Annotated in this window: 11 protein-coding genes and 1 tRNA gene; 6 read left to right on the top strand and 6 right to left on the bottom strand. The window is 43.1% G+C overall.

Translation table 11 applies throughout. The features are described from left to right. Positions 1 to 815: two-component regulator propeller domain-containing protein (locus KTR06_RS23745; protein WP_305863215.1), on the bottom strand; the 815-nt coding region annotated here is incomplete at its 3' end. 210 nt (positions 816 to 1,025) lie between these two features. Between KTR06_RS23745 and KTR06_RS23740 the strand changes: the two genes are divergently transcribed. From KTR06_RS23740 to KTR06_RS23720, 5 genes are all read left to right on the top strand, one after another. Next, complete coding sequence (locus KTR06_RS23740) at positions 1,026 to 3,308, top strand: GH92 family glycosyl hydrolase (RefSeq protein WP_015533074.1); 2,283 nt, start codon at positions 1,026 to 1,028, stop codon at positions 3,306 to 3,308. A gap of 53 nt (positions 3,309 to 3,361) precedes the next feature. After that, entirely contained in the window at positions 3,362 to 4,312 is a 951-nt protein-coding gene (locus KTR06_RS23735; RefSeq protein WP_217290866.1) for an endonuclease/exonuclease/phosphatase family protein, read from the top strand. A 52-nt stretch (positions 4,313 to 4,364) separates the two neighbouring features. Next, entirely contained in the window at positions 4,365 to 5,522 is a 1,158-nt protein-coding gene (locus tag KTR06_RS23730; RefSeq protein ID WP_049701788.1) for a glycoside hydrolase family 76 protein, read from the top strand. Positions 5,523 to 5,581: 59 nt separating this feature from the next. After that, a complete protein-coding gene (locus KTR06_RS23725; protein WP_217290865.1) occupies positions 5,582 to 7,027 on the top strand; it encodes a glycoside hydrolase family 125 protein in 1,446 nt (481 codons plus the stop codon). 477 nt (positions 7,028 to 7,504) lie between these two features. Beyond that, positions 7,505 to 8,665 carry a glycoside hydrolase family 130 protein gene (locus KTR06_RS23720; RefSeq protein WP_049701786.1) on the top strand — a complete coding sequence of 387 codons (1,161 nt, stop codon included), beginning with the start codon at positions 7,505 to 7,507 and terminating at the stop codon, positions 8,663 to 8,665. 301 nt (positions 8,666 to 8,966) lie between these two features. Here KTR06_RS23720 and KTR06_RS23715 read toward each other — a convergent pair whose 3' ends face one another. The 4 genes from KTR06_RS23715 to KTR06_RS23700 all read right to left on the bottom strand — a co-directional run bounded on the left by KTR06_RS23715 (position 8,967) and on the right by KTR06_RS23700 (position 13,490). Beyond that, on the bottom strand, positions 8,967 to 11,237 hold the full coding sequence (locus KTR06_RS23715; RefSeq protein ID WP_117684356.1) for a GH92 family glycosyl hydrolase: 2,271 nt from the start codon (positions 11,235 to 11,237) through the stop codon (positions 8,967 to 8,969). Between the two features lie 218 nt (positions 11,238 to 11,455). After that, a complete protein-coding gene (locus KTR06_RS23710; RefSeq protein ID WP_120067070.1) occupies positions 11,456 to 12,127 on the bottom strand; it encodes an RluA family pseudouridine synthase in 672 nt (223 codons plus the stop codon). Between the two features lie 9 nt (positions 12,128 to 12,136). Beyond that, on the bottom strand, positions 12,137 to 12,883 hold the full coding sequence (gene fabG, locus KTR06_RS23705; protein ID WP_120067071.1) for a 3-oxoacyl-[acyl-carrier-protein] reductase: 747 nt from the start codon (positions 12,881 to 12,883) through the stop codon (positions 12,137 to 12,139). A 16-nt stretch (positions 12,884 to 12,899) separates the two neighbouring features. Beyond that, positions 12,900 to 13,490, bottom strand: a complete 591-nt coding sequence (locus tag KTR06_RS23700) for a TetR/AcrR family transcriptional regulator (RefSeq protein ID WP_120067072.1) — start codon at positions 13,488 to 13,490, stop codon at positions 12,900 to 12,902. A gap of 237 nt (positions 13,491 to 13,727) precedes the next feature. Here KTR06_RS23700 and KTR06_RS23695 point away from each other — a divergent pair. After that, positions 13,728 to 13,800, top strand: a tRNA-Met gene (locus KTR06_RS23695). A gap of 420 nt (positions 13,801 to 14,220) precedes the next feature. Here the strand turns inward: KTR06_RS23695 and KTR06_RS23690 are convergent. Continuing rightward, positions 14,221 to 14,958, bottom strand: a 738-nt coding sequence (locus tag KTR06_RS23690; protein WP_217290864.1) for a sialate O-acetylesterase, incomplete at its 5' end; no start/stop codon positions are given.

Raw genomic sequence — 14,958 nt, 5'->3', positions numbered from 1 at the left:
AAAAAGCCCACAAAATAGCTGTTATGATAATGAACAATGGATGAAATTTTGCCACGTTCCTGTATTTCCTTACCCAGATTGGCAATAAATTCATTCTTCTGGGTCGGAATATGGAAAGCATAGAAATTAAATTCCTTGTCTATGTAATAAAGAGATTGCTCGTCATTGAAACAATAAATCAAGGAAGTCTGATAAATCAGGTTTGTTTTCTGGGGTAACAGGGTGATATCTCCCGATGCGGCTTCCTGCTGTATGTCATAACAGCGGTTGTATCCTTTCATGACTACCCACATCCGGTTGTTACCGTCGATAAAGAAGTTTACGATATCGGAAATCGGGATTCCCGTGATATTGATTTTCTTGAAGACTCCTTCTTTTTTATGATAATAATAGATGCAGTTACTATCCTGGATAATGAACAGATTGCCATGACTATCCTTATTCATAAAGAAGAGTTTCTGAAATTCATTATAGTGAGTGATTGTATTGGTTTTCCGGTTCAAACGGTTCAACCCATAGTAGGTTTGAATCCAGTAAATATCTTCGCCCGTATACACAATATTGTCAATCAGATTACCAGATAAGTAATCCTCTTTGTCACGAGTCTTAAATTCCTCAATCTCCTGTCCATCATAAATATTCAGTCCGTCGCAGGTCCCGATCCACATCAATCCACGCTCATCCTGGCACAGAGATGTAATCGAGCTATTAGACATATACTCTTTATCTGCAACTTGCTTCAAATTATAAGCATAAGCGTTATGTATCAACAGATTAAGAAAAAATAATAGAATATAAACCGACTGTTTTCCCATAGTGTATTATTCTTAGATTTGCTATATGACAAAGGTAAACAAAAAAACATTCCGAGCTTTTTTTTGACCGGAATATAAGTAAATTTCCGTGCCAGAGTAGTTAATTTTAGCGACAAGAGGCGATTTAACCTCTCTATTACTAGAAGCACATTCCTTTTCTCCCTATTTTCGTCGTAGAAATTATTTTCAAATCTATAAATTCATTTGTTCATGAAAACACATTTTTCATTTAAACACTTGCTATTTCTTGGAGGTGCCGTGTTGTACAGCCTGCAATCTTCTGCCGTTAAGAATCCGGTAGACTATGTCAGCACACTGGTAGGCACTCAATCCAAGTTTGAACTGTCTACCGGAAACACGTATCCGGCTACGGCATTGCCGTGGGGAATGAATTTCTGGACACCGCAGACCGGTAAAATGGGAGACGGTTGGGCGTACACGTATGATGCCGACAAAATCCGGGGATTCAAACAAACACATCAGCCCAGTCCCTGGATGAACGACTACGGGCAGTTTGCCATCATGCCTATCACCGGCGGACTGGTATTCGATCAAGACCGACGTGCCAGTTGGTTCTCTCACAAAGCGGAAGTTGCCAAACCTTATTATTATAAGGTGTACCTTGCCGACCATGACGTAACAACCGAGCTTGCTCCTACGGAGCGCGCCGTCATGTTCCGTTTCACGTATCCGGAGACAAAGAATGCCTACGTGATTGTAGACGCTTTTGACAAAGGTTCTTATGTGAAAGTGATTCCGAAAGAAAACAAGATTATCGGCTATTCAACCAAGAATAGCGGCGGTGTGCCGGAAAACTTCAAAAACTACTTTGTAGTTCAATTCGACAAACCGTTCACATTCGTTTCCACAGTTTCCGAAAACAACATTCTTCCGAATGAGATCGAAGCGAAAGGAAACCACACAGGTGCGGTAATCGGATTCGCCACGAAAAAGGGAGAAATCGTACACGCACGGGTTGCTTCCTCCTTTATCAGTCCTGAACAAGCGGAATTAAATCTCAAAGAGCTGGGCAGAAACAGTTTCGACCAATTGGTAACGAACGGAAGAGACGTGTGGAACCGTGAAATGAGTAAGATAGAGGTGGAAGACGATAACATTGATAACCTGCGCACCTTCTATTCCTGCCTGTACCGCTCCATGCTTTTCCCACGTAGCTTTTACGAGATAGACGCTAAAGGAGAAATCATGCATTACAGCCCCTATAACGGTGAAGTGCGTCCCGGCTATATGTTTACCGACACCGGTTTTTGGGACACGTTCCGTTGTCTGTTTCCTTTCCTCAACCTGATGTATCCGTCGATGAACCTGAAGATGCAGGAAGGTTTGGTAAACGCTTACAAAGAGAGCGGTTTCCTGCCGGAATGGGCCAGCCCGGGACATCGGGATTGTATGGTAGGCAACAACTCGGCTTCCGTAGTGGCCGACGCTTACATCAAAGGATTGCGCGGATATGATATCGAAACTCTTTGGGAAGCATTGAAACATGGAGCAAATGCACATCTTCGCGGGACTGCTTCAGGTCGTCTCGGTTACGAATCTTACAACCAACTGGGATATGTTGCCAACAATATCGGCATAGGACAAAACGTTGCACGTACATTGGAGTATGCTTACAACGACTGGGCAATTTATACATTAGGCAAGAAACTCGGTAAACCGGAGAGCGAAATCGACATTTATAAGAAACACGCGCTGAACTACAAAAATGTCTATCACCCGGAACGCAAACTGATGGTTGGCAAAGACAACAAAGGCGTATTCAATCCGAATTTCGATGCAGTGGACTGGAGCGGTGAATTTTGCGAAGGGAATAGCTGGCACTGGAGCTTCTGCGTATTCCACGACCCGCAAGGACTTATCAACCTGATGGGAGGCAAGAAAGAATTCAACGCGATGATGGATTCCGTCTTTGTCATCCCGGGTAAACTGGGAATGGAAAGCCGCGGCATGATTCACGAAATGCGTGAAATGCAAGTAATGAACATGGGGCAATATGCGCACGGCAACCAGCCTATTCAGCACATGGTATATCTCTACAACTATTCGAGCGAGCCCTGGAAAGCCCAATACTGGATACGTGAGATTATGAACAAGCTATATACCGCCGGTCCCGACGGTTATTGCGGTGACGAAGACAACGGACAGACTTCCGCCTGGTATGTATTCTCCGCACTCGGTTTCTATCCGGTTTGCCCGGGAACGGATGAATATATCATAGGAACCCCGCTTTTCAAATCAGCGAAGTTACATCTGGAGAACGGAAAGACCATCACGATCAAGGCAGATAACAACCAGCTTGACAACCGCTACATCAAGGAAATGAAAGTAAACGGGAAATCACAAACCCGTAATTTCCTTACACATGACCAGCTGATTAAAGGTGCTAATATTCAATTTCAAATGAGCCCCGTACCCAATAAACAACGGGGAACCACAGAAAAAGATGTACCTTACTCTCTTTCGTTTGAATAAAATATTGTACTTTTGGAGATCAATGAATTATCTACCAAACAAACTATAAAAACATGAAACTGAAAAACCTTTTACTAATTGCCCTTGTTGCGATCGTCTTTTGCGGTTGTCAAAGTAACTATCAGCCTACTTCTATCACCGTTGCCTCCTACAATTTGAGAAACGCCAACGGTGGCGATTCAATCAACGGAAACGGTTGGGGACAACGTTATCCGGTCATTGCCCAAATAGTGCAATACCACGATTTCGATATTTTCGGCACGCAGGAGTGCTTTATTCATCAACTGAAAGATATGAAAGAAGCATTACCCGGTTATGATTATATCGGTGTAGGCCGCGACGACGGCAAAGAGAAAGGTGAACATTCTGCTATTTTCTATCGCACAGACAAGTTTGACGTGATAGAGAAAGGTGATTTCTGGTTATCGGAAACTCCCGACGTGCCGAGCAAAGGATGGGATGCCGTGTTGCCGCGTATTTGCAGTTGGGGACACTTCAAATGCAAAGATACCGGCTTCGAATTCCTTTTCTTCAACCTGCACATGGACCATATCGGCAAGAAAGCACGCGTGGAAAGTGCGTTCCTCGTACAGGACAAGATGAAAGAACTTGGCAAAGGCAAAGAGCTTCCGGCCATCCTGACGGGAGACTTCAATGTCGACCAGACCCACCAGTCTTATGATGCTTTTGTGAGCAAAGGGGTGTTGTGCGACTCTTACGAGAAGGCCGGCTTCCGCTATGCTATCAACGGCACGTTCAACGACTTCGACCCGAACAGCTTTACGGAAAGCCGTATCGACCATGTATTCGTTTCTCCGTCTTTCCATGTGAAAAAATATGGTGTGCTGACGGATACTTACCGCAGCATCGTAGGCAAGGGAGAAAAGAAGCAGGCGAACGATTGCCCGGAAGAAATCGACATCAAGACTTATCAGGCGCGCACTCCTTCAGACCATTTCCCCGTAAAGGTGGAACTGGAGTTCGAACAGCGTCAGCAGAAATAATCTTTGTATCTAGTTATAACCTGAAAGTTTCACCACACAACCCGATATTCCTATGAGAAATATATGTTTTGTAGCCTGTATGTTATTTTGCCTTACCTCCGCAGTGGGAAAGACACCGGGAAATACCCGTTATCTTTCTATTGCCGACTCGATTCTATCTAATGTATTGAATCTCTATCAGACGAATGACGGACTACTAGCAGAAACGTATCCTGTCAATCCCGACCAAAAAATTACTTATCTGGCGGGCGGAACGCAGCAGAACGGAACGCTGAAGGCTTCTTTTCTATGGCCGTATTCCGGAATGATGTCGGGTTGTGTGGCTTTATACAAAGCGACCGAAAACAAGAAGTACAAAAAGATTCTCGAGAAAAAAATTCTACCGGGGATGGAACAGTATTGGGATAACAGCCGCCTGCCGGCCTGTTATCAGTCATACCCCACCAAGTACGGGCAGCACGGACGTTATTATGACGATAACATCTGGATTGCACTGGATTACTGCGATTATTACCAACTGACTCACAAACCCACATCTTTGGAAAAAGCCGTTGCATTGTATCAATATATCTACAGTGGATGGAGCGACGAGATAGATGGTGGCATCTTTTGGTGTGAACAGCAGAAGGAAGCGAAACATACTTGTTCCAATGCACCGTCTACTGTGCTCGGCGTCAAGTTGTACCGGCTGACGAAGGATGCCAAATACCTCGAAAAAGCAAAAGAGACGTATGCCTGGACGAAAAAGCATCTATGCGACCCTACCGACCATCTTTACTGGGATAACATCAACCTGAAAGGGAAAGTTTCCAAAGAGAAGTACGCCTACAACAGTGGACAGATGATTCAGGCGGGTGTATTACTCTATGAGGAAACAGGAGATGAACAGTATTTGCGCGATGCACGGCAAACAGCCGCAGGAACAGATGCCTTTTTCCGCACAAAAACCGATAAGAAAGACCCGACTGTCAAAGTGCATAAAGACATGGCCTGGTTTAACGTGATCTTGTTCAGAGGACTGAAAGCTCTGTATAAGATTGACAAGAATCCGGCGTATGTCAATGCGATGGTGGAAAATGCGCTTCACGCCTGGGAAAACTACCGGGATGAAAACGGATTATTAGGCAGGGATTGGTCGGGACATAACAAGGAGCAGTATAAATGGCTGCTCGACAATGCCTGTCTTATTGAATTCTTTGCAGAGATTTAACACTTCTTCTCCGCAACACTTTCATAATCAATACTAATCAACAAAAAAAGACTATTACCATGAATATAACTAAAGCCTTTTGTTTGTCCATAGCACTCTTTGGTGCTAGCAATATGCAGGCTATAACGAACAGTGATTTTGTCATCCAACAAGATAATACCAAAATCAACAACTATCAGACGAACCGTCCGGAAGCATCGAAACGTCTGTTTGTCTCGCAAGCTGTGGAACAACAGATTGCGCATATCAAGCAACTGCTGACGAATGTCCGCTTGGCATGGATGTTCGAAAACTGTTTCCCGAACACACTGGATACTACTGTTCATTTTGACGGTAAAGATGATACGTTTGTTTATACGGGTGACATTCACGCCATGTGGTTGCGCGATTCGGGTGCACAAGTATGGCCTTACGTGCAACTTGCCAACAAAGACGCGAAACTGAAAAAAATGCTGGCCGGCGTTATCAAACGTCAGTTCAAGTGTATCAATATCGACCCGTATGCCAATGCTTTCAACATGAATTCCGAAGGCGGCGAATGGATGAGCGACCTTACGGACATGAAGCCCGAACTGCACGAACGCAAATGGGAAATCGACTCGCTCTGCTATCCTATCCGTCTTGCTTATCATTACTGGAAGACGACGGGAGATGCCAGTATATTCTCCGACGAATGGCTTACAGCCATCGCCAAGGTTTTGAAAACGTTTAAGGAACAGCAACGAAAAGAAGATCCGAAAGGTCCTTATCGTTTCCAACGCAAAACGGAACGTGCACTCGATACGATGACCAACGACGGCTGGGGTAATCCTGTAAAGCCGGTCGGACTGATTGCTTCTGCTTTCCGTCCTTCGGATGATGCTACAACTTTCCAGTTCCTCGTTCCGTCCAACTTCTTTGCTGTAACTTCATTGCGCAAAGCTGCCGAAATTCTGAATACAGTCAACAAGAAACCTGATTTAGCTAAAGAATGTACTACACTGTCGAACGAAGTGGAAGCAGCCCTGAAACAGTATGCGGTTTACAATCATCCGAAATATGGCAAAATCTATGCTTTCGAAGTGGACGGTTTCGGCAATCAACTGTTAATGGATGATGCCAATGTGCCGAGTCTCATTGCCCTGCCTTATCTTGGGGATGTGAAAGTGAACGATCCTATTTATCAGAATACCCGTAAGTTTGTATGGAGCGAAGATAATCCTTACTTCTTCAAAGGTACTGCCGGCGAAGGAATTGGCGGTCCGCACATCGGATATGACATGATTTGGCCCATGAGTATTATGATGAAAGCATTCACCAGTCAAAACGACGCAGAAATCAAGACCTGCATCAAAATGCTGATGGATACGGATGCCGGAACAGGGTTCATGCATGAATCTTTCCACAAGAACGACCCGAAAAACTTTACTCGTTCCTGGTTTGCATGGCAAAATACGCTGTTCGGAGAACTAATCCTAAAACTCGTGAATGAAGGAAAGGTAGACTTGCTGAATAGTATCCAATAGTCTTCTATTATGTTTTTTATTGTATTCCCGCTTATGAGATAACTGTTTCTAACCTTGAAGCTTACGCTTCCAAAGTAGTTTCAAGGTTGAAGAACTTTAGTTTCACGCCTTTGAAACCATAGTTTCAAGTAAGTGAAACCAAAGTTTCCCGCTGACGAAACAAAAGTTTCAAGCAATAGAACTTTTAGTTTCAAGTACTGAAACTCTCTCTTCTGTAATAGGCTGATAATCCTTGAATACCAATCCGGATAGAGAAATAAGTATCCACATAGCAGAGAAACAATAAAATCCTTGCTTTCAACAACAAGGTGACAGCAAAGTTGTCGTCACCTTGCCGTCACATCATGCTGTCACACTGCAGTATATTTATAATCAATCATTTATGCCCAGTCAGGTGACAGATGACAGCATTTAATTTATTTTCCAATTTATATGTAGGGAGTATATGACTCCTAAAAAATAAATGACCCATATAATATGAACAACATGAAATCAACTTTTTTATTCCTACTTGCTACAACCATGATGACTTGTACTGCCTACGGACAGTCCTCCAATCATAAAGAGAACAAATTACCCGATTGGGCTTTCGGTGGTTTCGAACGTCCAAAGAATGTCAATCCGGTAATATCTCCTATAGAAAACACCAAGTTTTACTGTCCATTGACCAAAGATTCTATTGCGTGGGAATCGAACGATACATTCAATCCGGCTGCTACACTCTACAATGGTGAGATTGTCGTGTTATACCGTGCAGAGGATAAATCAGGTGTCGGTATCGGACACCGGACTTCCCGCCTCGGTTATGCCACTTCTACCGACGGCACACATTTCCAACGGGAAAAGACTCCTGTATTCTATCCGGATAATGATTCACAAAAAGAGTTGGAATGGCCCGGCGGCTGCGAAGACCCACGAATTGCCGTAACCGATGACGGATTATATGTAATGATGTACACCCAATGGAATCGCCATGTGCCTCGCCTGGCAGTAGCGACCTCTCGCAACCTAAAAGACTGGACAAAACACGGTCCTGCTTTTGCCAAAGCATTTGATGGAAAGTTCTTCAACCTGGGTTGTAAGTCCGGCTCTATCCTGACCGAGGTTGTTAAAGGGAAGCAGATTATCAAGAAAATCAACGGGAAATACTTTATGTACTGGGGAGAAGAGCATGTATTCGCAGCTACTTCCGATGACTTAATCCACTGGACACCGATTGTCAACATTGACGGTTCCCTAAAGAAGTTGTTTTCTCCCCGTGACGGCTACTTTGACAGCCATCTCACCGAATGTGGACCTCCGGCTATCTACACTCCGAAAGGAATCGTCCTTCTTTATAATGGTAAGAACCATTCAGGAAGAGGTGACAAACGCTATACCGCCAATGTCTATGCTGCCGGACAAGCACTCTTCGACGCCAATAATCCTACCCGCTTTATCACCCGTCTCGATGAACCGTTCTTCCGTCCGATGGATAGCTTTGAAAAGAGCGGGCAATATGTGGATGGAACCGTATTTATAGAAGGAATGGTCTACTTCAAAAACAAATGGTATTTGTATTATGGTTGTGCTGACTCCAAAGTAGGAGTAGCCGTTTATGATCCGAAACGACCGGCAAAGGCTGATCCGCTTCCATAGTTATAAAAATAGTCTTGATTACATTCTTTTTTAAAGGAAAGATATAATCAAGACTAACTTATTTCTTAAAACTATATTCCCCAAAACGGCTGAAAACAGTAAGTTCTTGTTAAGGATTTGCTTTTCAGCCGTTTCTAGTATAAAATAAAGCTTTCCGAAGCAGAATTAAATGCTACAATCGGAAAGCCTTATAATACCTATTGAAAACTGAATTGAATATTGAGAACCAGCTTTATTCTTTCATTGTCGGAGGCTTCTTCCTCCTTTCAACAATTAGCTGTCTTTTATAAGTAAGCCATCTTTATCCATTTATCTTATTCAAAACAACCGGTCTGTTTGCCGGAGCCTTACCAAAATTCTTATTAGGCTTTTTCCCCATTACAAACTTCAATGTGCTGCCATTTATTATATCCTGATAAGTGATATAACTCTTATCATAAGGCTTGCCATTCAAATACACTTTCTGGATATAGATATTTTCTTTGCTGTTATTGAGTGCTTCTACAGTAAAAGTGTTACCACCACGTACCTTCATTTCTACTTTCTTAAAACAAGGGCTACCGAAAACAAATACACCATCCGACGGGTTCACCTGATAGAGTCCCATAGATGAAAGAAGATACCAGGCAGACATTTGGCCACAATCCTCATTACCGATGATGCCGTCCGGCTGGTCTGTGTAAAAATCGCTCATGATAAAACGAACCTTTTCCGCCGTTTTCCATTGTTCACCGGCATACGCATAAAGATAAGCAACATGATGGCTCGGTTCATTTCCATGTGCATATTGTCCGATCAATCCGGTTATGTCGCTCGATGCTCCTTCCCCCATACTGTCGTTGTTGGTGAAGAAATTATCAAGTTTAGTAATAAAGGGGTTGTCACCGCCAAACAAGGCAATCAGCCCGTACGGGTCTTGTGGTACAAAGAAAGTATATTGCCATCCGTTTCCTTCACAAAAATCTCCAACTGTGTGGATGGAACGTGCCGGATCATAAGGAGTACGCCAAGAGCCGTCTTCCAATTTCGGACGAATGAAATGGATTGAAGAATCAAAATAGTTCTTGTAATAATGAGCACGCTTTGAGAAAGTTTCAGCATCTTCTGCCTTTCCCATCTTACGTGCCATAGCGGCAATTCCCCAGTCGTCCACTGCATACTCCATGGCTATGGAAGTAGCTTCATGAACTTTATCGGCAGGGATATACCTCTTTTTGACTACATAAGGTACTCCTTTCTGCTTTTCATAAGTAGCTGTAGCTATCATTGCTTGCAATGCTTCTTCCGCATCGAACCCGGTAAATCCCTTCAGATATGCATCGGCAATCACCGGCACGGAGCTATACCCCGGCATCTGATCGGTCTCTCCACTCATCAAAGGCCAGATAGGGAGTTTGTCCTGCTGACGATAGATGGAAATCATCGAATTGACTACATGGTCAACCATTTCAGGTTGAGTAATAGTCATCAAAGGATTTAATGCACGGTAGGTATCCCATAAAGAAAGAGTCGTATAGTTAGCTTTCTTCGGGTCTGTGTAAATCATGTCATTCATCCCTCTATACTCTCCATTCACATCGCAAAAAAGCGTAGGGGCAATCATAGTATGATAATGGGCGGTATAGAATACACGCTTGGAAGCCTCATCATCAGTCTCTACTGTCATCTTCTCCAGTTGCTTGTTCCATCGGTCGGCACTCATATCCACCACCTTATCAAAATCCCAGTGAGTAAGTTCGGATTGCAGGTTCATCGCTGCGTTGTCACAGCTGACAGAAGAAAGAGCGACTTTTATCTTCACTTCTTTCACGTTGCCAAAAGTAAGGACACTCTTCACCGATGCCACTTTCAGTTGGTCCCAAGGTTGCGGAGCATTATCGTCATAGGCAGTAAACTGCTCTATCTTCTTATCACTTTTCAACACAAAATAAACTTTGCGGGAAGGACTCCAGCCTCTCACATAACGATAACCCTCTACTGTATAATCATCTACCTTACGGATATAGCTGTCGTAAGCATTCGATCCGTTTCCTTCACGTAAGTCGATTAATATGGAAGCCGGTTTTCCTTCGGGATAAGTATAACGATGGAAGCCTACACGATCTGTAGCTGTCAGCTCGGCTTTGATATTATAACGGTCGAGAAGCAAAGAGTAATATTCGGGACGGGCGATTTCATTCGCATGAGAATATCTGGAAGCATACCCATCACGTATATCATCCTGATTGCCTCTGGGGGTACGGATCTCATTCAATGGCATGATGAGAATATCACATAAGTCAGTACAACCCGTACCGCTCAAATGGGTATGTGAAAAGCCGATTAAAATACTATCGGAATAATGATAACCCGAGCACCAGTCCCAACCTTTATGGATATTGGTAGGACCCAGCTGTACCATTCCATACGGAACACTCGTCCCAACAAAGACGTGTCCATGATAACCGGATCCGATATACGGATCGACGTACTGCAATAATCCTTCACTTTTTGAATAGTTCTGTTGCGCTACTCCATTTCCCGCTGCAAGCAAGACACAGGAAGTAAGTGCAAGTAGTTTAAATGCTTTCATTCGTATTTTTCTTTGGTATGATTGAAAATTATAGTTAGCGAATGATGCAAATATACTACCTATTTAGGAATTAACTAACTGTCGCTAGAGCTTACAAGAAAAATGGCAGGCAGGTTTACTCTTTTGGCAAGTTCCAACCACAAATTTACACGGTTTTCCACAGAAAAACTGCGTACCGTCTATAAATAACATAATAGATGAATCTGTGGAAATCCGTGTTAATCTATGGCGAATCCTTTCCATAAGTTTCCTTCGGGAAGAGGAGCTTCAAGTTCTATCAGTTCTTTGGAGACAGGATGTATGAATCTCACTCTCCGGGCATGCAGGCAAATACTCCCGTCCGGATTGGAGCGTGGAGAACCATACTTCAAATCTCCCTTGATAGGGCATCCCATTTTTGCCAGCTGACAACGGATCTGATGATGCCGCCCGGTTTTTAAATCAACTTCGAGTAAGAAGTAATTCTCCGAATGACCAATCAACCGGTAATGCAAGATCGCTTTCTTGCTGTTCGGCACCTCCTTGTCGTATGCATAACTTTTATTCTGCTTTTCATTGCGCACAAGGAAATGTACCAATTCCCCCTCCGGTTCTTTCGGCGCATTTTTCACGACTGCCCAATAAGTCTTTTTCACCTCACTGGTGCGAAACATTTCGTTGAGCCTTGTCAGCGCCTTACTCGTTTTGGCAAAAATAACAAGACCGCTTACGGGGCGGTCCAGCCGGTGTGTCACACCGAGGAAAACATTTCCGGGTTTCTGATACTTCTCTTTCAGGTACTGCTTCACAGTCTCCGAAAGCGGCGTATCCCCCGTCTTGTCTGCCTGGACAATCTCGGAAGCGGTCTTGTTGACTACAATGATATGGTTGTCTTCGTATACAACAGTCATTCTGTTCGATTACATATTCATACCACCATCTACCTGAATCACTTGACCTGATACATAAGAAGACATATCAGAAGCCAGGAAGGTAGCGATGTTTGCCACATCTTCAGGAGTACCACCACGACGCAAAGGTATTTTCTTTGCCCATTCAGCTCTTACTTCGTCAGAAAGAGCAGCTGTCATGTCTGTCAGGATAAATCCCGGAGCGATAGCGTTGGCACGGATACCGCGAGAGCCCAACTCTTGTGCGATAGACTTAGCCAATGCAATCATACCTGCTTTAGAAGCAGCATAGTTAGCCTGTCCTGCATTTCCGTGAACACCTACAACAGAGGCCATATTGATAATACTACCAGCTTTTTGACGCATCATGATAGGTGTACAAGCGTGGATGAAGTTAAATGCAGACTTCAGGTTCACGTTGATTACCATATCCCATTGCTGTTCGCTCATACGCATCATCAAGCCGTCACGAGTGATACCGGCATTGTTTACCAATATATCGATACGTCCGAAGTCCTTGTGGATTTCTTCTACGACCTTTGCAGTATCTTCAAAGTTAGCAGCGTTAGAAGCATAACCTTTGGCTTTCACGCCCATTGCTTCCAATTCTTTAGCTGTATTGTCTGCATTTTCGTCAATGACAAGGTCAGTAAATGCGATGTTTGCGCCTTCGGCAGCAAACTTAAGAGCGATAGCCTTACCAATACCGCGAGCTGCACCGGTTACAATGGCTGTTTTTCCGTCTAATAATCCCATACTAAAAGTTATTTAATTAAATTTCTGTTCTATGCAGTGCGCCAAACACAATGTTGGACACATATCTATTTCTTGTATCTTCATCCAGATGTGCACCTATATGTCCACGAATATAAGGAACTTCAATACCTTTCACACAATAATGTATCAAATCGGCAGTCATCTCCACATCGTCAATATGGAAAACTCCTTTTGCCTGTCCTTCCAGAAGAACTGCCTTAAAGAACTGTATTTCCTTTGCGTCGAATTTCTTACGCACCTTCTCCACCCGCCATATATCACGGAAAAAGTTAGCACGCAACGTCCCGTTCCGATAGACCACCTCTTTCACTGCATCTAATCGGGTATATATCAGCTCCAGCAGTTTTTCGTCCGGAGAAATGTTTTTCTCGGCTACCCGCTTCATCATATCCGACAATATATCCAATTCCGATTCCACAACAGCCAAATAGATTTCATCCTTACTTTTAAAATAAGTATAGAGCGTTCGTCTCCCTTTTTTAGAAGCAAGAGCGATATCGTTCATAGTCGTATTTTCTACCCCCATCTTCGCAAAAAGCTGACGGGCTACATCTACTAACTTGGCTTTTGTCTTGGATACGGTCATAGGTTACAAATTGCACATTGCTGAATATTTTGAGCAAAAGTAATTCTTTTCTTTAGACCATACAAGAAAACAGAGAGAATATTAACATTTGTATATTAATAGGTGCTAAGAAAAAGTTTCATCATTATTTCGTTCATTCTCAACCTAATAAGAAAAAAGTGATGATTTATTCGAAAAATATTCAGCGAATTATTTGTTTGTTTCAAAAAAAGCCGTACCTTTGCACCCGTTAAACATCGCGGAGTGGAGCAGTTGGTAGCTCGTTGGGCTCATAACCCAAAGGTCATTCGTTCGAGTCGGATCTCCGCAACTAAAGAAAAAGAAGAATCGCAGAAATGCGGTTCTTCTTTTTTATGACAACTCTTCTTTACTGACTTTATTCACAACCTCATTTCAGTTATCAACAAGGATATCAACAAAGTTATTAACAGGTTAATTAATTTATAATTAAACAATTAACCTAATAGTCCCCTTTTCTATCAACAAGGCAGTATTTAGTTATTCACAACCTAAGATGGGGCATAAAAAGTTCATTGAGGGAATTAAAAAAGTTGCCATAAATAAGCCATTCTACATAAAAAAAGAATGACGCTATCCAATGCAAATAGTGACGGTATATGACAGCGATACCGTTAGTATCCTGAACATATACCGTCACTAGTTTTTCTACATCAATCAGCGATCTCACGTTTATTCATATAGTACCGCCAACAGAGATTCCCGGTTGATCTTATTTATGCTTACAGAACTTCCATACCTTTTCCGCATAACGTTTTCCTAACAATAATTGTGCTTCTGTATTAAAATGAGGGTCCTTCTCATCTTTATACCATCCCAATCCTTTCGACGACACCCAATCGGAATAGGGAATAAATGAAGATACTTTTTTAATCATCTGATTAAAGGGAATAGTCCCCGCTTCTCTCTTCGTCCAGTTCCATTGAGAAATCTGTCCGACAACAACCGGTAGATCCGGCATGTTTAAATCTTCCCGCAGGTCTTTCACCAAAGAAATCAGTTTTTGTTTATATGCTTCCGGATTGGAACAATCGGCTTCTCCCTGATGCCAAAGGATCGCTTTCAAAACACCTCCCTGTTTCATCGCAATCCGAATCCGGGAGAGGGCTTCTTCATAATATCCATCTTTACTGCCTTTTAGCCAAGAGTTGATAGAAGAGCCACCACGCGCATTTACTACCAGTCCGAGAGGGCGTTTCGTTTTCCGCGTCATTTCTTTGGCAAAACCATAAGCCGGTCCCAAGCGTTGCATCGACAGGTCTTTACGGACTGTCGAATAACGATTGAGAGGATTTACTGCCGGTTCAAAATTCCCCTTATCATTCAATAGATATACATTTCGCAGCGTATCCATGACCTCCGGAGTCAATGTTGCACGCCCCGCCATGTTGGATTGACCGATGCATACATACAAATCAAAAGTGGATGGAACATCTTCCTTTACATTTCC

The sequence above is a fragment of the Bacteroides sp. MSK.20.12 genome (assembly GCF_019052435.1).
Lineage (GTDB): Bacteria > Bacteroidota > Bacteroidia > Bacteroidales > Bacteroidaceae > Bacteroides > Bacteroides xylanisolvens.
The sequence above is the reverse complement of the archived record's forward strand: the minus strand, read 5'-3'. Positions and strand labels throughout refer to the sequence as shown.

Bases quoted from the DNA above. Each gene is read 5' to 3' on its own strand.
- KTR06_RS23740 (WP_015533074.1), top strand. From the start codon at position 1,026: ATGAAAACACATTTTTCATTTAAACACTTGCTATTTCTTGGAGGTGCC.
- KTR06_RS23735 (WP_217290866.1), top strand. From the start codon at position 3,362: ATGAAACTGAAAAACCTTTTACTAATTGCCCTTGTTGCGATCGTCTTT.
- KTR06_RS23730 (WP_049701788.1), top strand. From the start codon at position 4,365: ATGAGAAATATATGTTTTGTAGCCTGTATGTTATTTTGCCTTACCTCC.
- KTR06_RS23725 (WP_217290865.1), top strand. From the start codon at position 5,582: ATGAATATAACTAAAGCCTTTTGTTTGTCCATAGCACTCTTTGGTGCT.
- KTR06_RS23720 (WP_049701786.1), top strand. From the start codon at position 7,505: ATGAACAACATGAAATCAACTTTTTTATTCCTACTTGCTACAACCATG.
- KTR06_RS23715 (WP_117684356.1), bottom strand. From the start codon at position 11,237: ATGAAAGCATTTAAACTACTTGCACTTACTTCCTGTGTCTTGCTTGCA.
- KTR06_RS23710 (WP_120067070.1), bottom strand. From the start codon at position 12,127: ATGACTGTTGTATACGAAGACAACCATATCATTGTAGTCAACAAGACC.
- fabG (WP_120067071.1), bottom strand. From the start codon at position 12,883: ATGGGATTATTAGACGGAAAAACAGCCATTGTAACCGGTGCAGCTCGC.
- KTR06_RS23700 (WP_120067072.1), bottom strand. From the start codon at position 13,490: ATGACCGTATCCAAGACAAAAGCCAAGTTAGTAGATGTAGCCCGTCAG.